Below are 18810 nucleotides of genomic sequence, written 5' to 3'. Positions count from 1 at the left end.
CAGTCTCCCGCAAAAATGGCGAGTGTGCGAGGCGCCGCATGGTCGCGCCGCAAGCCGGCGCCTCTCGCTCGCAATCTGCCCGCTTGGCCATCCGGATGCAAGCATCGAACCCGGACGGCGCGGACCTGCACTGCTCTTACTGCTACTCGACTACGCCGCGGCGTGTGCTTAAGACGACTTGCGCACGCGCAGATACCAGTCGCACAACAAGCGCACCTGCTTCGGCGTATAACCCTTCGCGACCATGCGATTCACGAAGTCTTCGTGCTTGCGTTGCTCTTCGGCCGATCCCTTCGCGTTGAAGGAGATGACCGGCAACAGTTCCTCCGTATTCGAGAACATCTTCTTCTCGATCACGACGCGCAGCTTCTCGTAGCTGATCCACGCGGGATTCTTGCCGCCGTTGTTCGCACGCGCACGCAGCACGAAATTCACGATCTCGTTGCGGAAATCCTTCGGGTTGCTGATGCCCGCGGGCTTCTCGATCTTCTCCAGCTCCGCGTTGAGCGCGGCGCGGTCGAAGCTCTCGCCGGTGTCATGATCGCGGAACTCCTGATCCTGAATCCAGAAGTCCGCATACGTCACATAGCGATCGAAGATGTTTTGTCCATACTCCGAATACGATTCCAGATAAGCCGTCTGAATCTCCTTCCCGATGAACTCGGCGTAGCGCGAAGCCAGTACGTCCTTGATGAACGACAGGTACTTCTGCTCCGTCTCCGGCGGGAACTGCTCGCGCTCGATCTGCTGTTCGAGCACGTACATGAGATGCACCGGGTTGGCTGCGACCTCGGTGGAATCGAAGTTGAACACGCGCGACAGAATCTTGAACGCGAAACGCGTGGACACGCCCGTCATGCCTTCGTCGACGCCCGCGAAATCGCGATACTCCTGATACGACTTCGCTTTGGGATCGGTGTCCTTCAGGTTCTCGCCGTCGTAGACCTGCATCTTCGAGAAGAGGCTCGAATTCTCCGGCTCGTGCAGACGCGTGAGCACGGCCATCTGCGCCATCATCTTGAGCGTGCCCGGCGCGCACACCGCTTCCGCAAGCGAAGAATTGCGCAAGAGCTTCTCGTAGATCTTCACCTCTTCGCTATAGCGCAGGCAGTACGGCACCTTCACCACGAAGATACGATCGAGCAGCGCCTCGTTGTTCTTGTTGTTGCGGAAAGCCTTCCATTCCGATTCGTTCGAGTGCGCGAGAATCACGCCGTCGAATGGAATGGCGCCGAAGCCTTCCGTGCCTTTGAAGTTGCCTTCCTGCGTGGCGGTCAAAAGCGGATGCAGCACCTTGATCGGCGCCTTGAACATTTCGACGAATTCGAGCAAGCCCTGATTTGCAAGGCACAGGCCGCCGGAATAGCTGTAAGCATCGGCGTCGTCCTGCGAGTACGTTTCGAGCTTGCGGATGTCCACCTTGCCGACGAGCGAGGAGATGTCCTGATTGTTCTCGTCGCCCGGTTCCGTCTTCGCGATGCCGATTTGCCGAAGGATCGACGGATAGCGGCGCACCACGCGGAACTTGCGGATATCGCCGTTGTATTCGTGCAGGCGCTTTACCGCCCACGGCGAAAGAATGCTCTTCAGGTAACGGCGCGGAATGCCGTACTGTTCCTCGAGCACGGGACCGTCTTCGTCGTAATCGAAAAGACCGAGCGGCGATTCGTTCACGGGCGAGCCCTTGAGCGAATAGAACGGTACGCGCTCCATGAGTTGCTTGAGCCGTTCTGCAATGGACGACTTGCCGCCGCCCACCGGACCGAGCAGATACAGGATCTGCTTTTTCTCTTCAAGACCCTGCGCGGCGTGCCTGAAATACGACACGACGTTCTCGATCACTTCCTCCATTCCGTAGAACTCGCGGAACGCCGGATACACCTTGATGACCTTGTTTGCAAACACACGCGATAAACGCGGATCGAGGCGAGTGTCGACCATTTCCGGTTCCCCGATGGCCGTCAGCATGCGTTCGCCCGCTGTTGCATATGTGGCAGGATCTTCCTTGCAGAGCGCGAGATACTCTTCGAGCGAGAATTCCTCCTCGCGCGTTTTTTCGAAGCGGGTCGCGAAACTGCTGTAGATATCCATGCTACCTCCTCGCCGAAGTCAGAAAGCCTTGGTCGTCTCAACGCGCGTTATCGAAACGACATCGCTTGAATTCATCCTAAACCCTTTCGAATTTTTTTTCACGCACTTGCTTGGTTGATTTGCTTAGAAGCTGCTCGGAACAATCACTAGCTTGGTAGGTTATTTTCGTTCACCTACAATCCTCAGTCCCAAGATGCTCATCGTATCTGCTTTAAGCATCGCCGCGCATGAGTGCAGCCTGCGCTGCATCTGCGCTTCGGCATGTACGCTGCGCCGCGCCCGCTTCATCGGTACAGCGCGACCTTCCGCCAAAGCATGTTTGCGAGCGCATGTCGTCACGTCAGCACGAGTTCCAGTTCCCCGATGCGATCAATCGAGCCGTGCACCATGGCCGGTCCTTCCACGCGATAAGCGCCTGTGTATGAGCCCGTCGTGATAGTCCAGAAAGGCTCGACCGTCAAACCCATGCGCGAACAATGGTTGACGAGCCAGGGCAGCAATTCGCGAGGATCGCCCGCCGGATTGCCGAGGGTAGCCGGAGCAATCCCCACGCCATCGAGCGTGAGTTCGAGCCGTGGCGCAAGAAAATCGAAGCCCGGCGCGACGACCTCGTAAGGTTCCATGCCGCTCGTGATGAGCGCGCCGTTGTTCTGCGCATCGGCAAGCTGCGCGAGCGGATCGAGATTGGGCCACTGCGCGAAACGGCTATCGACCACTTCGAGCGCCACTGCAATGCCGCCGATCGCGGCGAGCACTTCGGCGCGCGTGTAAGGCTCGTTCTTAGGGGGCAACGCATACGCGAAGCGAAAGGCAATCTCGAGTTCCACGAGCACGCGAAAGAAGCCTTCGAAAGGAAGGCGCGCGGGCGAAACATAGACACATTCCGCATCGATGGGGGCGCCCGCCGCCAGCGCATCGGGCGCGCGCGCGCCGATCTTCCATGCGCCGATGCGCGCGTGGCTGTCGCGCAGGACTTCGTGCTGCATGGCGTAGGCAGTGGGCGCGTCGGCGGGGAGATCGCGCGGCTCCAGCGTGTCGATCAGTCGATGCTGACGCCGGGCCGCGACGAGCTTGGCGGCAAGTGTCGATCCGGTCATGTCGATCCCCTCGTGTGAATGGACGCGCAGTGTCGTCAGTGTACGGGTTACCGGACCGGAGGTGCTTCACGTTGCCCGCGTGATGCACTCGCATGCGATTGCATGCGCGGGCAACGGCATCAAAGCGTCAGAACGTCTCCCAGTCGCCGCCCGCCGTCGACAGTGCAGCGGGTTTCGCGTTCGCCGCGGGCTTCACGCTCGCCGCGGGCTTAGCAGCCGCCGCGGGCGGCGCGACGCGCTTCGGCTTCGTGGATACGGTCGCCGGCACTTGCAAGGAAGCAGCAGCAAGCCCCGCGCCTTCAGTCACTTGAAACACTGCGACCGCCTGACGCAGGCGCGCGGCCTGATCTTCGAGCGACTGCGCGGCCGCCGCCGCTTCTTCCACGAGCGCCGCGTTCTGCTGCGTGACTTCGTCCATCTGCGTGACGGCGCGCGACACCTGTTCGATGCCGGTCGTCTGCTCCGCCGATGCCGCCGCGATCTCGCCCATGATGTCGGTCACGCGTTGCACCGCGCCGATGATCTCTTTCATCGTGCGGCCCGCTTCGTCGACGAGCGTGGTGCCCGACTGCACGCGCGCGACCGACGTGTCGATCAACTCCTTGATTTCCTTGGCCGCCGTCGACGAACGCTGCGCGAGATTGCGCACTTCGCCTGCCACGACCGCGAAGCCGCGCCCTTCTTCGCCCGCGCGCGCCGCTTCGACGGCCGCGTTGAGCGCGAGGATGTTGGTCTGGAACGCAATGCCCTCGATGATCGTGATGATGTCCGCTATCTTGGCCGAGCTGCGGCTGATCTCGCCCATCGTATCGACCACTTGCGTGACGACGGCGCTGCCCTTGCCCGCGATCTCCGACGCGTTGGCGGCGAGCGTGCTGGCCTGACGCGCGTTATCCGCGTTCTGGCGCACCGTGCTCGTCAGTTCCTCCATGCTCGACGCCGTTTCCTGCAACGCGGACGCCTGTTCCTCGGTGCGCGACGAGAGATCGGTATTGCCTGCCGCGATCTGCTGCGTGGCCGACGCGATCGATTCGCTGCCCGAGCGGACCGTGCGAACCGTCGTCAGCAGGCTCGCGCGCATCTTCGCGAGCCCTTCGAGCAGAAGGCCCATTTCGTCGCGCGAGGTCACGACCACGTCGCGGCGCAGATCGCCGGCGGCGATGGCTTCGAAATGCGTGAGCGCGGCTTCGAGCGGCCGCGCGATGGCGCGCCGCAACGCGACCCACGCGAACGCCGCCGCCGCGAGGCCGAGCGCGATGGCCGAGAGACTCAGCGCGCGGAACCACGTATAGCGGCTCTGCGCGTCTTCGTAGCTCTTCTTCGAGGCGTCGGTGAGAAACGCGCGCAGCGCGTCGTTCGCGTTGGCGAGTTCGTTGTAGGCGGCCTGCATCGCCTTGGCCGCCTCGATCATGCCCGCGCGGTCGTCCGCCGTGACGGCCGCGAGTCCCTTGTCGACGGCGCGTTGAAGCGCGAGCCGCTTGTCCTGCGACGCATCCGCCAGACGCCGCTCGTCGGGCGTCTGCGGCAGCGACATGTAGTTCTTCCAGAAGGCGTCGGCGCGCTCGCGCATCATGCGCGAACGCTCGATGGTCGCGCTCACCTCGGACGTGCCGGCGAGCAGCGCCGCGCGGTCGAACACGAGCCGTTCGCGCGCCGCATACATTTCGCTGTTGCCGACCGCGATGGCGCCCGGCATCTGCACCGAGTACGTGTCGAGGAAAGCCTCGTTCGTGCGGCCCATGCCCGCGAGTCCCAGTGCGCCGATGCCGATGAGCAGCGCGCCGAGAAACGCCATCGACATGCCGATGCGTGCCTTGATCGTCAAAGCCTTTTTCATGGATGTGTCCCTGATGCCGGTTCGAATGTGCGCGGGCGTCGTGACGCATAGAGCCGCGATCGGGCGGCGCGCGTTTGCGCAGCCGCTTTCGATATAAACGGCATGAAGGCACCGGGACTTGAGAAGGTTCTTTCCCTCATAGGGAAAACGACGCGTAGCGCGCGCCGTTATTCAGCGCATGTTGAAAACTTATGCTGCGATTTCGCTGCGGCGCGGAATGGACGGCTGGGCGCCCTCGCGCGTGACGGCGAGCGCGGCGGCGCGCTGACCGAAGGCGATCGCGTCTGCGACGGCGCTGCCGCGCGCCAGTTCCGCCGCGAATCCGCCGATGAACGTATCGCCCGCGGCGGTCGTGTCGACGGCCTCGACCTTCGGCGACGGCAGATGCTGGCCGTCGCTGTCGTCGCCGAGCAGCGCGAACACGCCCTGCGCGCCGAGCGTGATGATCACGTTGCGCGCGCCCTTCTCCTTGAGCATGCGGGCGGCGCGGCGCGCATCGTCGGGCGTCGCGATGGCGATACCCGAAAGCGTCGCGGCTTCCAGTTCGTTCGGAATCAGATAGTCGATGAGCGCGAACCAGTCGGCGGGCAGCGCGCTCGCCGCGGGCGCGGGATTGAGAATCGTCGTGCGGCCGAGCCGGCGGCCCGCGGCCAGCGCCGCGCGCACGGTCTCCGGCGGCGTTTCGAGCTGGCAGACGATGACATCGGCGCGTGCGAGCAGTGCTTCCTGTTCGTCGATGACCGCGGGCGTGACCTGCGCGTTGCTGCCCGCGACGATGACGATCGCATTCTGGCTCGCGTCGTCCACGATGATGAGCGCGACGCCCGTCGGCGCGTGGGCGCTCGTCGCAAGCGCCGCGCAGTCGATCCCTTCCGCTTCGAGGCCCGCGCGCAGCGTCGCGCCGTTCGCGTCGCCGCCGACGCAGCCGATCATCGCGACCTGCGCGCCGAGACGCGCGGCCGCCACCGCCTGATTCGCGCCCTTGCCGCCCGGCGCCTGCGCGAAAGCGGAGCCGGCGAGCGTTTCGCCGGGCTTCGGCAGGCGCGGCGCGCGCGCGACGAGGTCCATGTTGAGACTGCCGACCACCACCACGCGCCCGCGCGCGCCTGCTTCACTCGTTGCGTTGTCGCTCATCGCGATGAAATCCTGCTCGGGTTGTTATTTCGGCGTTATTCCGCCTTGGCGTCTGCCACGGCGCCGCTCTCCGCGCCATGCGACTCGGGCACGACCGCCGTGGATTCGCGCAGCACGAGACGCGGCGGGACGACGCGGCGGCGCGTCGTGCCGCCGAGCTTGCCGACGATGCGCTCGATGAGCGTCTGCGCGGCCATCTCGCCGAGCGCGCGCACCGAATGGCCGACCGTCGAGAGCGCAGGATACGTGTAGCGCGACAACTCGACATCGTCGAAGCCGATGATCGAGCAATCGTCCGGCACGCGAATCTTGCGCTCGGCCGCCGCCCGCAGCGCGCCGATGCCCATCATGTCGTTACACGCGAAGATCGCGGTCGGCTTCATCGCGTCGAAGAGTTGCGAGGCCGCAGCATAACCGCCCGTCGCGGAAAAGTCGCTCTGGACAATCGCGTTCGGCTCGATCTCGACGCCGCGCTCGGCCATCGCGCGGATAAAGCCGTGCAGGCGCATGGCGCTCACCGCCGTCGCGACCGGCCCGGTAATGCAGCCGATTTCCGAATGCCCCGTTTGCAGCAAATGCTTCGTCGCGATATACGCGCCTTTCTCGTGGTCGATCTGCACGAGGTCCGCCGAGACGCCCTCGATGTTGCGGTCCACGATGACGAGCGGCTCACGCGCGCCCGCGAGACACTGCGCGAGCACCGCGTCCTCGCCCGCCGATGCGATCACGAGGCCGTCGATGCGCTTTTCCTGCAAGACGCGCAAATAGTTGCGCTGCTTGGCCGGATCGTCGTCCGAGTTGCAGAAGAAGACGCAGTAGCCGTTTTTCGCGCAGCCGTCCTCGACGCCGCGCGCCAGTTCGGCGAAGTACGGATTCGTCGCGTTCGGCACGAGCAGCCCGATGGTCGCCGTGGACTTCGCCTTGAGCGAGCGCGCCACGGCCGACGGCACGTAGTCCAGCTCGCGGATCGCGCGCTCGACCTTCGCCCGCACATCGGCCGACACCGGCCTCGAATTGTTCACTACGTGGGACACCGTCGTAAACGACACCCCAGCAATGGCTGCCACGTCCTTGATCGTCGCCATACATCGTCCTTCGCTTATGCTTTGGTCCAACTTCTTTTATCGACCGGAAACGTCCTCTCGCGCGGCCCTCCCGCGCCGGCCGTTTTCCTTCCGCTCACCGCTCTCGACGTTGTCTAGACGTTGAACGGACTGCCCGGTCATCTCTATTTGACTGCACTCATGTTTAACGTCGCCGCCCACCCCGTTGCGAGGCGCCGACGTGCTGCCTGCTGCCCTGCTGTATCGAGCTCAACCGCGCCTGCGTCGGCTGCGGTAGGTATCCAGCACCACCGCGACCACGATCACCGCGCCCGTGATGATGCGCTTGGTCGGCTCGTTCGCGCCGATCTGCGCGAGCCCCGCCGCCAGCACCGAGATGATGAGAACGCCGAAAAACGTGCTGATGACCGAGCCGCGCCCGCCCATCAGACTCGTTCCGCCGATCACCACGGCCGCGATCACCTGAAGCTCCACGCCCGCGCCCGCGTTCGGATCCGCGGCTTCGAGACGGGAAATCTGGAACAGCGCGGCCAGTCCCGACAGCGCGCCCATCAGCGCGAACACGATGACCTTGTACGGCCGCGGATCGACACCCGCGAGCCGCACCGCTTCCTCGTTCGTGCCGATGCCTACCAGATAACGGCCGAAAATCGTCCGGGTCAAGACCCAATGCGCAAGAATCATCACCGCGACCGCAATCAGGAACGCCGGCGAGATGCCGAACGCGATCGGATTCGACAGAAAATCGAACGCATCGCCGATATACGCGGTGCGCGAGTTCGTCATCTGATACGCGAGCCCGCGCGCCGCTTCCAGCACGCCGAGCGACACGATGAACGACGGAATGCGCCACGCCACCGTGACGAGTCCCGTGACCGTGCCCGTCAGCGCGGCGGCGGCGAGCCCGATGAGCGCCGCCGGAAGCGCGGGCCAGTGCCACTTGAGCGCGGCCACGCTCACCACCGACGCGCCGAGCGCAAGGACCGAGCCCACCGACAAGTCGATCCCCGCGATGATCAGCACGAACGTCATGCCGACCGACATCACGACGAGATCCGGTATCTGGTTCGCGATCGTGCTGAACGTGTCGTAGGTCAGAAAGTGCGAACTCAGCACGGAGAAAAGCGCGATCATCGCGGCGAGCGCGCCGGCCAGCCCCAGATAATTCGAGAAGCCCAGGCGCGTGCCCGCGCCCTTCGCGTTCTTGCCGCTTTTCGGCGCATCGGCTGGCAGATTCGCTTCGGTCTGTCCGGTCATTCAATGCTCCAGCAAATTGTCTTGTTCGGGCGGCTTCGCGTCGGGCGCGAGCGGCTCGTGGAGAATCGCCTCGCGCTTCGCGTAGCCCGCGAAAGCCGCCGCGAGCAACGCATCCTGCGTCCAGTTCGCGCGCTCGAACACGCCGGTCATGCGCCCGGCCGACATCACGCCGATCCGGTCGCAAATCAGCATCAGTTCGCGCAGATCGCTCGACACCACCACCAGCGCGCGGCCTTCGCGGGCGAGCGCGCCCATGAGCCCGTAAATATCGAACTTCGCGCCGACGTCGATGCCGCGCGTCGGTTCGTCGAAAAGCAGCACGGCGCAGTCGCGGGCGAGCCAGCGGCCGATCACCACTTTCTGCTGATTGCCTCCCGATAACTCCGACACCGCCTGCGCCGGCCCCGACGTGCGGATGCGCATGGCGTCGATCTGGCGCTCGGCGAGCGCGGCTTCGCGGCGCGTGTCGATCACGCCGTGACGCGCCACCGCGCCGACGTTGCCGAGTGAAACGTTCGCGGCGATGGGCAGGCCGAGCAGCAGGCCCTCGCCCTTGCGGTCCTCCGTGATGAGCGCGATGCCGTTTTTCACCGCGTCCGACGGCGACTGGATGTTCACCGGGCGCAGTGATTCGCCGCCGCGCGAGACGGACACCGTGCCGGCGTCCGCGCGATCCGCGCCGTAGATCAGGCGCATGAGTTCCGTGCGCCCCGCGCCGATCAGCCCGCTGATGCCGAAAATCTCGCCCGCGCGCACTTCGAAGGACACGTCGCGCACGGCCGGGGCGCGCGTCATGCCGTCTACTTTCAGCGCGACGCCGCCCAGCTTGCGCTCGCCGAGATCGATGCGTTCGCCCAGTTCGCGGCCCACCATCAGCGTGACGAGCTGGTCGCTCTTCAGCGCGCTCATCGGCCCGACGTGCACGAGCCGGCCGTCGCGCAGCACCGCCGCGCGCTCCGCGATGCGCCTCAGTTCTTCCAGCCGATGCGAGATGTAGACGAGCGCCACGCCGCGCGCCTTGAGCCGCGCGATCTGCTCAAAGAGGAGATCGACTTCGCGCGCGGTGAGCATCGCGGTGGGTTCGTCGAGAATCAGCACGCGGCAATCGCCGATCAGATTGCGCGCGATTTCGACCATCTGCTGATGCCCGATGCCGAGATCGCCGACGAGCGTGTCCGGGTCGATCGCATCGAGGCCGACTTGCGCCATCGCGTGCCGCGCGTCCTCGGCGAGCCGCTTGCGGTCGATCCAGCCGATTTTCAGGCGCCCTTTCTGCGGCAGGCGGTTAAGGAACAGGTTCTCCGCGACCGAAAGCGTCGGCAGCAGGTTCAGCTCCTGCATGACCATGCGCACGCCGAGCGATTCCGCTTCGGTGCGGCTTTGCGGCGCGTACGGCTGGCCCGCGAGCGTCATGGTGCCCGTGCTCGGATTCGTGAGCCCGCCGATGATCTTCGACAGCGTGCTCTTGCCCGCGCCGTTTTCGCCGGTCAACGCGAGCACCTCGCCCGGCGAGAGTCCGAGCGATACGTCGGCCAGCACCGGCTCGACATAGGTCTTGCCGATTCCCGTGACGGTCAGCACGCTCGCGTCGTGCGCGTCTTTCATCATGGCGTAAGGTCGCTCAAGGCGGTCGGTGCATCCTCGGCAAAGTTTTGCATGCGTTGCGGCGGGACGGCGGCCGGCGCGCTCCGCCGCCATCCGTCCACCGCGCTCGTCCGTCTTAACGGCATGATGGCCGCGAACTTGAGGACGAACGGTTCGCGGCGCAACGCTGACTGCGCGTTACTTCGTCACGAGATCGACGGGCGTTTCCACCACGGTCGAGAGCTCCGACTGCTTCTTGTGCCCGGCAATGGCCTTGAGCGCCACGTCGATGCCGAACACGGCCTGCTTCGCCGCGTATTGGTCCGCGGTGGCGAGCACGCGGCCGTCCTTCAGCATCGGCTTGATGGCGTTGATGTTGTCGTAGCCGACCACCTGCACCTTGCCCGCCTTGCCCGCCGCGCGCACCGCCGACACCGCGCCGATCGCCATGTTGTCGTTGCCGCAGAGCAGCGCCTTGACGTTCGGATTCGCGTTGAGAATCTGCGACGCGACGGCGTTGCCCTTGTCGATTTCCCAGTCGCCGGACTGAAGCGCGACCACCTTCATGCCGGCCGCGTCCATCGCGTCCTTGAAGCCGGCCGTGCGCTGCTGCGCGTTGGTGGTCGTCGAGACGCCTTCGATGATGCCGACTTCGTCGCCCTTCTTCAGGTGCTTGGCGAGATAGTCGCCGACCTGGCGCGCGCCCTTGCGGTTGTCGGGTCCGACGAACGGCACGTTCAGGTCCTTCGACTTGAGCACGTCCTGATCGAGCCGGTTGTCGATATTCACCACGATGATGCCCGCGTCCGCCGCCTTTTTGATGACCGGCACGAGCGCCTTCGAATCCGCCGGCGCGATGACGAGCGCATCGACCTTCGAGACGATCATCTGCTCGACGATGCGGATCTGCGCGGCCGTATCGGTTTCGTCCTTGATGCCGTTGGTGATGAGCTCGAACTTGTCGGCGTTGTGCTGCTGGTAGTCTTTCGCGCCGTTTTCCATCGTGAGGAAGAACTCGTTGGCGAGCGACTTCATCACGAGCGCGACCTTCGGCTTGCCGGCGCTTTGCGCGAACGCGGGCGATGCGGCGAAAGGCAGTGCGCTACACGCGACGAGCGCGACGGCGGCGGACAGGACGCGACGGCGAATGGCTGACTTCATGCGGTTCTCCTCCAGTGTTTTGATTGATGTTGTTTGCAGTGGGCCTGCATGTCACGCGAACGTGGGCGGTTCAACGTTTGCCGCCGTCGATTCTCGTTCGTGGGAGGCGCGCGGTCAATCGGGCTAACGTGCAGTGGGCGCTTCGGACGCACGCGCAATGTGGTCTCGCGCGCGTTCGACGCCAGCCGCAGCCGCTCAGAGATCGGCGACGGACTGGCCCTCGATCTCGTTGTCGATGATCTTGCGGCCATAGTCGATGCCGGCGCGCGTCGCATCGATCGGGCTCTCGAACGGCTCCTGCTCCGGCACGCCGAACATGGCGGAGCGGCCGCTCTCCCCGGCCGCGTCGCGCGAAATGGTCACGAAGATGTCGAAGTGGCGCGGGCCGTCGTCCGGCTCGTCACGCTCCTTCGCGCGTCGCATGGCCTGCACGTGGATGGCGAAGCCCTTGTAATGATCGGCGAGCGGTGTGGACATGAAGCGGCTCCTGTCGGGGGATGAAGGATCGAAGCGACCGGATGACGAACACTGGCGTCCGCCGGCGAAAGCTCGTTGCAAGGCCGCGGCGCGGCGGCAAAAAGATCAACCTCGAGATTTGACCTTATCGCACACTCAGTTGAAACCTGCTTTGCCATAATGCGCGGGCGAGACGTTGAAACTCGCTTAATCAAGAAGAATCGTCAATTACTCAGGGAGCGTCACATGACCATCCGAGCTACTGCCCTTATCGCTGTTTTGAGTCTTACGCTGGGCGCGCATACGGCTTTCGCGGCCAATAGCCAGCAGTCGAAGATGAGCGACTGCAACAAGCAGGCAGGCGACAAAAAGGGCGACGACCGCAAGGCGTTCATGAAGAGTTGCCTGTCCGCGACGCCCGCCGCGGCCTCCGCCGCCTCCGCGCCGATGACCCAGCAGCAGCGCATGACTGCGTGCAACAGCCAGGCATCCGGCAAGAAAGGCGACGACCGCAAGGCGTTCATGAAGAGTTGTCTCAGCACCAAGGGCTGATCGCGGCGCCGGCCGCATCGTCTGATTCGCGCCGCGTCGATCGCATGCGGCGCGCGCTGCCTCCCCTTGCCGTCCGTAGATATTGCACTGCACCCAAGCAAGTGTTTCGCACCGCCGTCTTTTTCTCATAAGATGGCGCGAAGGCGGCCCCTCACGAATACAAGAAACACGCCATCGGCCGCCGCTCGTCTAGCGTGGCGACAAGCCTCGCATGGAGGCAACGGATGGCATGGAAATACAAGAACCGCTGGTTCCGCCGGTGGCTCGTGACGATCACCTTCTGGGCCGTGCCCGTGATGATCGTCGCGGTCAACGAGGTGCGCGAGGAAATGGCCTACAACACGGTCGATCTTCAAAAGGCGCTCTCGACCTGGGAACTCACCGATGCCCAGCGGTCCGCCGGTGCCGCCGCCCGTTGTCACGGCGCGCCGGACGAAGCGCGCGCAGCCGGCTGCCCCGCCGACGCTCTCAGCGCCAACGCCCGCCGTCATCAGGAAGCGCTCGATGAATACGCGCATCGCAAGGCCACCCTCGCCGACTATCTGTGGCACGCGTTCATCGGCTATTGGGTCGTGCCAGCGGCTTTTCTGCTTGCCGTCGGCATCGTGATCGGCGGAATCAAGCGCGCATTGCGGCGACCGTCGCGCGCGCCGGAGCCCGTTCCTCCGACCAAAGTAAAAACGACGAGCCACTGACGCAGGCGACCCGGGTACGGTCGTTGCTACTCGCTACGCGGCGTTGCCGCCGTCACCGTGACCGGTGCGGTGAAATTAATGCAGGGCTTCAGGCAGCGGGGCGGGCGAAATAGCCGGCCATTCGCCGTCGTCAACTCGACGACGCGCGGATGCGACGCAGGGCTTGCGCGGCACGCGCGGAACGCGGTATCTGTGTCCGGTGCGAGCGTCGCGTTGTTGCGTCGCTGTGCTATAACTTGGCGTGCCTCACCCTCCCGCACTATGGGGTTTCCTAAATTCCACGATGGAGAACAATGATGCAAAGACGAAACTTCATGCTCAAGACGACGGCCGTGTTGGCGCTGGGAGGCCTCGCGCTTGCCGGTTGCACGACGAATTCGAATACCGGCGCTGAAAAGGCCGCCGGCAGCGCGGACGATCGCCGCAGCATCGACGCGGACGTCGACAGCACCATCCAGCGGCTCTATGCGACGGTTCCCGGCTCGCGCGAACTGGTCGCGAAGTCGCGCGGCGTGCTCGTGTTCCCGTCCGTGATTCAGGCAGGCTTCATCGTCGGCGCGCAGTACGGCAAGGGCTCGCTGCGCGTGGGTGGCAGCACGGTCGGCTACTACAGCACGACCTCCGGCTCCTTCGGCCTGCAGGCGGGCGCGCAGTCGAAGTCGATCATTTTCCTCTTCATGACGCAGGACGCGCTCGACAAATTCCGCAATTCGGACGGCTGGTCGGCAGGCGCCGATGCATCCGTGGCGCTCGTCAAGATGGGCGCGAACGGCGCGGTCGACACGACCACCGCCACCAACCCGGTCGAAGCGTTCGTGCTGACGAACGCGGGCCTGATGGCCGACGTGTCGCTCCAGGGCACGAAGGTGACGCGCCTGAAGATGTAAGGCGGCGCGCGCCGTCTCACGGTCCCGGCGGAAAGCATGACCGCCGTGCGGCGCGACTCACGGTCGCGTCGCACGGCGGTTTTTTCGTTTTCGTTCTGGCGGTTCGAGGACTCAGGTCGCCGCGCGATCGATCAGCTTGAAGCGCGAGCGCTTTTGCGCGCGCACCACGGCCTGATACGCGTCGAGATATTGCCGCGCCATGCGGTGCGACGTGAAGCGCTCCTCGAAGCGCCTGCGCACGCCCGCCCGCGAGAGCGTATGCAGCCGGTTGACCGCCGCGACCGCGCCGATCTCGTCTTCCACGATAAAGCCCGACACGCCCTCATCCACCACTTCCGGCACCGCGCCGCGATTGAACGCGATAACGGGCGTGCCGCAGGCCATCGCCTCGATCATCGCGAGTCCGAACGGCTCGGGCCAGTCGACCGGGAAAACCAGCGCGTGCGCGCCCGACAGGAAGTCCGCCTTCTGCGCGTCGTTGATCTCGCCGATGAATTCGACGTAGGGCAATTCCAGCAGCGGCGCGATCTCGCGCTCGAAGTATTCGTGATCGGCTGCATCGACCTTGGCCGCGATCTTGATCGGCAAGCCGCAGCGCCCCGCGATGCGAATGGCCGTATCGACGCGCTTTTCCGGCGAGATGCGCCCGAGGAACGCCAGATACTTCTGCTCGACGGGCTGCGGCACATAACGCGTCTCCGGCAGGCCGTGATAGACCGTCGAGACCCACTTCGCCTGCGGCAACGGATGGCGCTGCGAATCGGAGATCGAGATCACGGGCGCGGTGTTGAACGTGTCGAAAACCGGCTGCTGCTCGGGCAAGTCGAGCCGCCCGTGCAAGGTCGTGACGAACGGCGTGTCCTGCCGGTTGAAGAGCGAGAAGGAGTAATAGTCCATGTGGAAATGCAGGACGTCGAACTCCTCGGCGCGGCGGCGCACCAGTTCCATCAGCAGCATGTGCGGCGCGATGCGGTCGCGAATCGCCGGGTCGAGGCGCAGCGCGCGCGGCCAGACGGCTTCAAGCTTCGCGGTGGTTTGCGAGTCGCCGGTGGCGAACAGCGTCACATCGTGGCCAAGCTCGACGAGCGCCTCCGTGAGATACGACACGACGCGCTCCGTGCCGCCGTAGAGCTTGGGCGGGACCGACTCGGTCAACGGGGCAATTTGGGCAATTCTCATCGTTCTCGTCTCCATGCGAACTTCGACGTGCGAGCGTGTGCTCGTGTTCTCAATGCGTCGCGCGAGACTGAGTATGACAGCAGACTGTCAGCCGGCTAACGAGGGTTTCCCTCGATCGTTGGATGCGGAAAGCCGGCCCGCCGCGCGACGATTCATTATCGACGGCGAAGCGCCTCGGACCGGCGTTCTCTTGCACTTTCATCGCTCTGTTACAGGGCGGAAACAACCGTTTCGCGCGCCTGTTACTTGCGTCGCACGCCGCGAAGGTCGGCCAGGAAATCGTCGCGCCAGACGCCGAGATTGTGCTTGCGCAGCGCCGCCATGTTGGTCTGGTAGCGCTGCTGGCGCTCGGCGAGCGGCATGGCGAGCGAACGGGCGAGCGCGTCGCTCATGCCGACGACATCGTGCGGATTCACCATCACCGCGCCCGTCATTTCGCCCGCCGCGCCCGCGAACTGCGAGAGCACGAGCACGCCGGGATCGTCCGGATTCTGCGCGGCGACGTATTCCTTCGCGACGAGGTTCATGCCGTCGCGCAGCGGCGTCACGAGCCCGATCTGCGATTCGCGGAAGAGCGACATCAACTTCCAGCGGTCATAGCGCTGGTTCAGATAGCGGATCGGCGTGTAATCGAGGCCGGAATAGCGCCCGTTGATGCGCCCTGCTTCGTATTCGAGGTTCTGGCGGATCTGCTGATACGTTTCGACGTCCGAGCGCGTGGGCGGCGCGATCTGCACGAGCGTGACGTTGCCGCGCCATTCCGGCGATTTCTCTAGAAAATGCTCGAACGCCCGAAAACGTTCGACGAGCCCTTTCGAATAATCCAGCCGGTCCACGCTCATGATGAGCTTGCGGCCTTCGAGACTCTGCTTCAGGTCCATCACGTCCTGCCGCGCCTCGCCGCGCTGCGCCTGTTCCGCGATTTCGTCGGGGAATACGCCGATGCGGTACACGCCCGTCTTCAGCTTGCGCCCGAACGCCTCGACGTGGCCGTCCGCGGTCGCCGTGCCGTGCGCGTGCCGCACGATGTAGTCGTGAAACGCGGTCTGATCGCCTTCGGTCTGAAAGCCGACGACGTCGTAGCAGCACAACGACCGCACCAGTTCCTCATGCGGCGGAATGTTGAGCAGAATCTGCGGCGACGGAAACGGAATATGCAGAAAGAAGCCGATCCGGTTCGTGATGCCCGCGCTGCGCAGCGCCTCGGCGAACGGTATCAGGTGATAGTCGTGGACCCAGATGACGTCGTCGGGCTCCAGCAGCTTGATGAGCTTGTGCGCGAGCCACGAATTCACGCGGCGATAGCCGGCGTATTCGTCGCGGTCGTAGACGGCGAGATCGTTGCGATAGTGGAAAACGGGCCACAGCATCGCGTTCGAAAAGCCGCGGTAATACTGGTCGTAGTCCTTCTTCGGCAGGCCGACGGTGGCGAACGTCACGGCGCCGTCCTGCACGAGCGTGGGCCCCTGATTCGCGACGCTCTCGCTCACGACGTCCCCGCTCCAGCCGAACCAGACGCCGCCGCTGTCCTTCAGCGCGCCGAACACGCCGACGGCGAGCCCGCCGGCGGAGCCCTTGGTTTCGGTCGGCGTGGCGACCCGGTTGGATACGACGACGAGACGGCTCATATGCTTTCCTCTTGCGTTTTTTGTGTGATGTGGGCGGATCGCTGTCCGACGTTCGACTAGCAAACGGCGTGCGGGTTTCCGCGCCGCGTCCGATCACCCGAGCCGCTGCAAGAGGCGCGTCGGCGTCCGTTCAGCGTTCCGCCTTGCAGGGAAACGCCTTGCCGAGTCCGAGCGAAACCATCGTCGTGGCGTTGAAATTCGCCTTGTCGGGGTTGTCCGCGATGTACTTGCGCACCGCGTCCGTCAGTTGCTGCGGCTTCACGTCGGCCGGCAGGCAGAAGTACTGGCCGACTTGCGGCCCCGTGGTGCCGCCGATGGCTTCGATCGTGTTATACACGCCGTCGGCCGCGCCTTCGATATAAGCGGCACAGGCGGTACGCGAGTTCGGGTCGGTCTTAATGCAGAGCTTGTTGAGATCGTTGCCGGTGAATGCGAACGCGCACACGGGCGTCGCAAGAACACAGGCGATGGCGAATTCCCGCAGCATGGTCTTCCTTGTCTGTTGAGCGGCGGCGTATCGGGGCGAGGCGGCCGCGCCTGACCGCGCTCGCCCGGTTTCGAGCGTAGCGGTGTTATTTTGACCCATTTGCGCCGCTTTGAGCAGCGCCGCCTTGCATGGCGTCGAGGCGCGCCTGCAAACCTTCCGCGACGTCCTTCTCGTTGTATTTCCGGGCGAAGTCCACCGCCGTCATGCCGATCTGGTTCTTCACGCGCAAATCGGCGCCCTGATCGAGCAGCAGCTTGCACGTCGACAGATGGCCGCCGCGCGCCGCCATCATGAGCGGCGTCGTGCCGTTCGGCGATCCGGCGTCGATGTAGGCGGAGTGGTCGAGCAGAATCTTAACGATGTCGTCGTGGCCGTTGGTCGCTGCGTAATGCAGCGGCGTCCAGCCCTTTTTGTTCACTTCGGCGTCCTTCGCGATCAGGAGATTCACGAGCGTGGCGTCGCCGTTGAGCGCGGCGAGCATCATCGCGTTCTCGCCGGCGGAATCGAGCTTTTCGAGGTCCGTGTTCGGGTTGTCGGCGAGCAGCTGGCCGACCTTGTCCGACTTCTCGCGCGCGGCGATCACGAGCAGCGGCGCGCCGGTGTTATCGACCGTATTCGGGTCGGCGCCCTGCGCGAGCTGTTTCTTGACCTCGGACACGTCGTCGAACTTCACTGCCTTGATGAGCGAGTCCACGGAAGCGGCCCAGACCGGCTGCGCGAACGCGCACGCTGCGACCAGCGCGCCCGCGAAAAGCCCGCGCACTGCGGCGCGCCTGCTGGTCTGCGTGCGTGCGCTCGTGGCGGACTGAGTGGAAATCATCGAGGAATTGTTCATAGTGGACCTTCGAATTGCCATGAAACGATGAATCGCGCCGCTTGCCTGACCGTACTCAGGCAGCCGCGCGCGCGATCTTGAAAAGCCGGAAGAAGTTGTCGGTGGTCGCTTGCGCCACCGCTTCGTCCGTCTGCTCGCGCAACTGCGCGATGAAACGTCCGACATGACTCACGTACGCAGGTTCATTCGGCTTGCCGCGATACGGCACCGGCGCGAGATACGGCGAGTCGGTTTCGATCAGCAGCCGGTCGAGCGGCACGCGCCGCGCGACGTCCTGCACGTCCGTCGCCTTCTTGAACGTGACGATGCCGGACAGCGAGATAAAGAAGTTCTGCGCGAGCGCCGCTTCCGCTACGTCCCACGGCTCGGTGAAGCAGTGCATCACGCCGCCCGGCACGCTCGCGCGCTCCTCTTCCATGATGCGCAGCGTGTCTTCCGACGACGACCGCGTGTGGATGATGAGCGGCTTGCCCGTCGCGTGCGCGGCGCGGATGTGCGTGCGAAACCGCTCGCGCTGCCATTCCATGTCGGCGATGCTGCGGCCTTCCAGCCGATAGTAGTCGAGTCCCGTCTCGCCGATCGCGCAGACTTTCGGATGCGCCGCCAGTTCGACCAGTTCCGCGACGCTCGGCTCCTTCGCGTCCTCGTGGTCCGGATGCACGCCGACCGATGCATAGACGTTCTCGCATCGCTCGGCGATATCGAGCACCGAGGGCAGCGTCTCCAGATCCACCGACACGCACAGCGCATGCGTGACCGAGTGCGCGCGCATCTTGTCGAGCACGTCCGGCAGCCGGTCTGCCAAGCCTTCGAAATTGATGTGACAGTGCGAATCGACGAACATCCCGTGCTCCTTGCTACTGGTT

The 18810-nt window shown here is 64.6% G+C and carries 17 protein-coding genes; 3 read left to right on the top strand and 14 right to left on the bottom strand.

What is annotated here, in order from left to right; translation table 11 throughout:
* Positions 1–168 precede the first annotated feature (168 nt).
* The 9 genes from JYK05_RS06510 to JYK05_RS06470 form a co-directional block, all read right to left on the bottom strand.
* Positions 169–2091 (bottom strand): PrkA family serine protein kinase, encoded by a 1923-nt coding sequence (locus tag JYK05_RS06510; RefSeq protein WP_159836168.1) that lies wholly within the window; start codon positions 2089–2091, stop codon positions 169–171.
* A 335-nt stretch (positions 2092–2426) separates the two neighbouring features.
* Positions 2427–3188: a 2-keto-4-pentenoate hydratase gene (locus JYK05_RS06505; protein ID WP_206468140.1), complete on the bottom strand. Its 762-nt coding sequence runs from the start codon at positions 3186–3188 to the stop codon at positions 2427–2429.
* 127 nt (positions 3189–3315) lie between these two features.
* Positions 3316–5025 carry a methyl-accepting chemotaxis protein gene (locus JYK05_RS06500; RefSeq protein ID WP_206468139.1) on the bottom strand — a complete coding sequence of 570 codons (1710 nt, stop codon included), beginning with the start codon at positions 5023–5025 and terminating at the stop codon, positions 3316–3318.
* A gap of 189 nt (positions 5026–5214) precedes the next feature.
* Positions 5215–6159, bottom strand: coding sequence for a ribokinase (rbsK, locus tag JYK05_RS06495; RefSeq protein WP_206468138.1), 945 nt, complete (start codon positions 6157–6159; stop codon positions 5215–5217).
* Positions 6160–6194: 35 nt separating this feature from the next.
* Positions 6195–7244 (bottom strand): LacI family DNA-binding transcriptional regulator, encoded by a 1050-nt coding sequence (locus JYK05_RS06490; RefSeq protein ID WP_206468137.1) that lies wholly within the window; start codon positions 7242–7244, stop codon positions 6195–6197.
* Positions 7245–7472: 228 nt separating this feature from the next.
* On the bottom strand, positions 7473–8480 hold the full coding sequence (locus JYK05_RS06485; protein ID WP_175940316.1) for an ABC transporter permease: 1008 nt from the start codon (positions 8478–8480) through the stop codon (positions 7473–7475).
* Positions 8481–10088: a sugar ABC transporter ATP-binding protein gene (locus JYK05_RS06480; protein WP_371826407.1), complete on the bottom strand. Its 1608-nt coding sequence runs from the start codon at positions 10086–10088 to the stop codon at positions 8481–8483.
* Positions 10089–10262: 174 nt separating this feature from the next.
* Complete coding sequence (locus JYK05_RS06475; protein ID WP_206468136.1) at positions 10263–11225, bottom strand: sugar ABC transporter substrate-binding protein; 963 nt, start codon at positions 11223–11225, stop codon at positions 10263–10265.
* A gap of 195 nt (positions 11226–11420) precedes the next feature.
* The gene (locus JYK05_RS06470; RefSeq protein ID WP_175940314.1) at positions 11421–11702 is read right to left on the bottom strand and encodes a hypothetical protein; all 282 of its coding nucleotides are present in this window, start codon (positions 11700–11702) and stop codon (positions 11421–11423) included.
* A 225-nt stretch (positions 11703–11927) separates the two neighbouring features.
* Here JYK05_RS06470 and JYK05_RS06465 point away from each other — a divergent pair, with 225 nt between their 5' ends.
* The 3 genes from JYK05_RS06465 (at position 11928) to JYK05_RS06455 (ending at position 13815) form a co-directional block, all read left to right on the top strand.
* A complete protein-coding gene (locus tag JYK05_RS06465; RefSeq protein WP_206468135.1) occupies positions 11928–12233 on the top strand; it encodes a PsiF family protein in 306 nt (101 codons plus the stop codon).
* A gap of 224 nt (positions 12234–12457) precedes the next feature.
* A complete protein-coding gene (locus tag JYK05_RS06460) occupies positions 12458–12928 on the top strand; it encodes a hypothetical protein (protein WP_206468134.1) in 471 nt (156 codons plus the stop codon).
* 296 nt (positions 12929–13224) lie between these two features.
* Positions 13225–13815 carry a YSC84-related protein gene (locus tag JYK05_RS06455; RefSeq protein WP_175940651.1) on the top strand — a complete coding sequence of 197 codons (591 nt, stop codon included), beginning with the start codon at positions 13225–13227 and terminating at the stop codon, positions 13813–13815.
* A gap of 111 nt (positions 13816–13926) precedes the next feature.
* On the opposite strand, the gene JYK05_RS06450 is transcribed toward JYK05_RS06455, so the two are convergent.
* The 5 genes from JYK05_RS06450 to JYK05_RS06430 form a co-directional block, all read right to left on the bottom strand.
* Positions 13927–14994, bottom strand: coding sequence for a glycosyltransferase family 4 protein (locus tag JYK05_RS06450; protein WP_175940311.1), 1068 nt, complete (start codon positions 14992–14994; stop codon positions 13927–13929).
* 242 nt (positions 14995–15236) lie between these two features.
* The gene (otsA, locus tag JYK05_RS06445; protein WP_206468133.1) at positions 15237–16622 is read right to left on the bottom strand and encodes an alpha,alpha-trehalose-phosphate synthase (UDP-forming); all 1386 of its coding nucleotides are present in this window, start codon (positions 16620–16622) and stop codon (positions 15237–15239) included.
* A gap of 130 nt (positions 16623–16752) precedes the next feature.
* Entirely contained in the window at positions 16753–17109 is a 357-nt protein-coding gene (locus tag JYK05_RS06440; RefSeq protein WP_175940309.1) for a Rap1a/Tai family immunity protein, read from the bottom strand.
* Positions 17110–17194: 85 nt separating this feature from the next.
* The gene (locus tag JYK05_RS06435; protein WP_206468232.1) at positions 17195–17929 is read right to left on the bottom strand and encodes an ankyrin repeat domain-containing protein; all 735 of its coding nucleotides are present in this window, start codon (positions 17927–17929) and stop codon (positions 17195–17197) included.
* A 70-nt stretch (positions 17930–17999) separates the two neighbouring features.
* Positions 18000–18788: a TatD family hydrolase gene (locus JYK05_RS06430; protein WP_206468132.1), complete on the bottom strand. Its 789-nt coding sequence runs from the start codon at positions 18786–18788 to the stop codon at positions 18000–18002.
* Positions 18789–18810 lie beyond the last annotated feature (22 nt).

The sequence above is a fragment of the Caballeronia sp. M1242 genome, assembly GCF_017220215.1.
Classification (GTDB): Bacteria; Pseudomonadota; Gammaproteobacteria; order Burkholderiales; family Burkholderiaceae; genus Caballeronia.
The sequence above is the reverse complement of the archived record's forward strand: the minus strand, read 5'-3'. Positions and strand labels throughout refer to the sequence as shown.

Coding starts and splice junctions, on each gene's coding strand:
- JYK05_RS06510 (WP_159836168.1), bottom strand. CDS start 2,091: ATGGATATCTACAGCAGTTTCGCGACCCGCTTCGAAAAAACGCGCGAG.
- JYK05_RS06505 (WP_206468140.1), bottom strand. CDS start 3,188: ATGACCGGATCGACACTTGCCGCCAAGCTCGTCGCGGCCCGGCGTCAG.
- JYK05_RS06500 (WP_206468139.1), bottom strand. CDS start 5,025: ATGAAAAAGGCTTTGACGATCAAGGCACGCATCGGCATGTCGATGGCG.
- rbsK (WP_206468138.1), bottom strand. CDS start 6,159: ATGAGCGACAACGCAACGAGTGAAGCAGGCGCGCGCGGGCGCGTGGTG.
- JYK05_RS06490 (WP_206468137.1), bottom strand. CDS start 7,244: ATGGCGACGATCAAGGACGTGGCAGCCATTGCTGGGGTGTCGTTTACG.
- JYK05_RS06485 (WP_175940316.1), bottom strand. CDS start 8,480: ATGACCGGACAGACCGAAGCGAATCTGCCAGCCGATGCGCCGAAAAGC.
- JYK05_RS06480 (WP_371826407.1), bottom strand. CDS start 10,088: ATGATGAAAGACGCGCACGACGCGAGCGTGCTGACCGTCACGGGAATC.
- JYK05_RS06475 (WP_206468136.1), bottom strand. CDS start 11,225: ATGAAGTCAGCCATTCGCCGTCGCGTCCTGTCCGCCGCCGTCGCGCTC.
- JYK05_RS06470 (WP_175940314.1), bottom strand. CDS start 11,702: ATGTCCACACCGCTCGCCGATCATTACAAGGGCTTCGCCATCCACGTG.
- JYK05_RS06465 (WP_206468135.1), top strand. CDS start 11,928: ATGACCATCCGAGCTACTGCCCTTATCGCTGTTTTGAGTCTTACGCTG.
- JYK05_RS06460 (WP_206468134.1), top strand. CDS start 12,458: ATGGCATGGAAATACAAGAACCGCTGGTTCCGCCGGTGGCTCGTGACG.
- JYK05_RS06455 (WP_175940651.1), top strand. CDS start 13,225: ATGCAAAGACGAAACTTCATGCTCAAGACGACGGCCGTGTTGGCGCTG.
- JYK05_RS06450 (WP_175940311.1), bottom strand. CDS start 14,994: ATGAGAATTGCCCAAATTGCCCCGTTGACCGAGTCGGTCCCGCCCAAG.
- otsA (WP_206468133.1), bottom strand. CDS start 16,622: ATGAGCCGTCTCGTCGTCGTATCCAACCGGGTCGCCACGCCGACCGAA.
- JYK05_RS06440 (WP_175940309.1), bottom strand. CDS start 17,109: ATGCTGCGGGAATTCGCCATCGCCTGTGTTCTTGCGACGCCCGTGTGC.
- JYK05_RS06435 (WP_206468232.1), bottom strand. CDS start 17,929: ATGATTTCCACTCAGTCCGCCACGAGCGCACGCACGCAGACCAGCAGG.
- JYK05_RS06430 (WP_206468132.1), bottom strand. CDS start 18,788: ATGTTCGTCGATTCGCACTGTCACATCAATTTCGAAGGCTTGGCAGAC.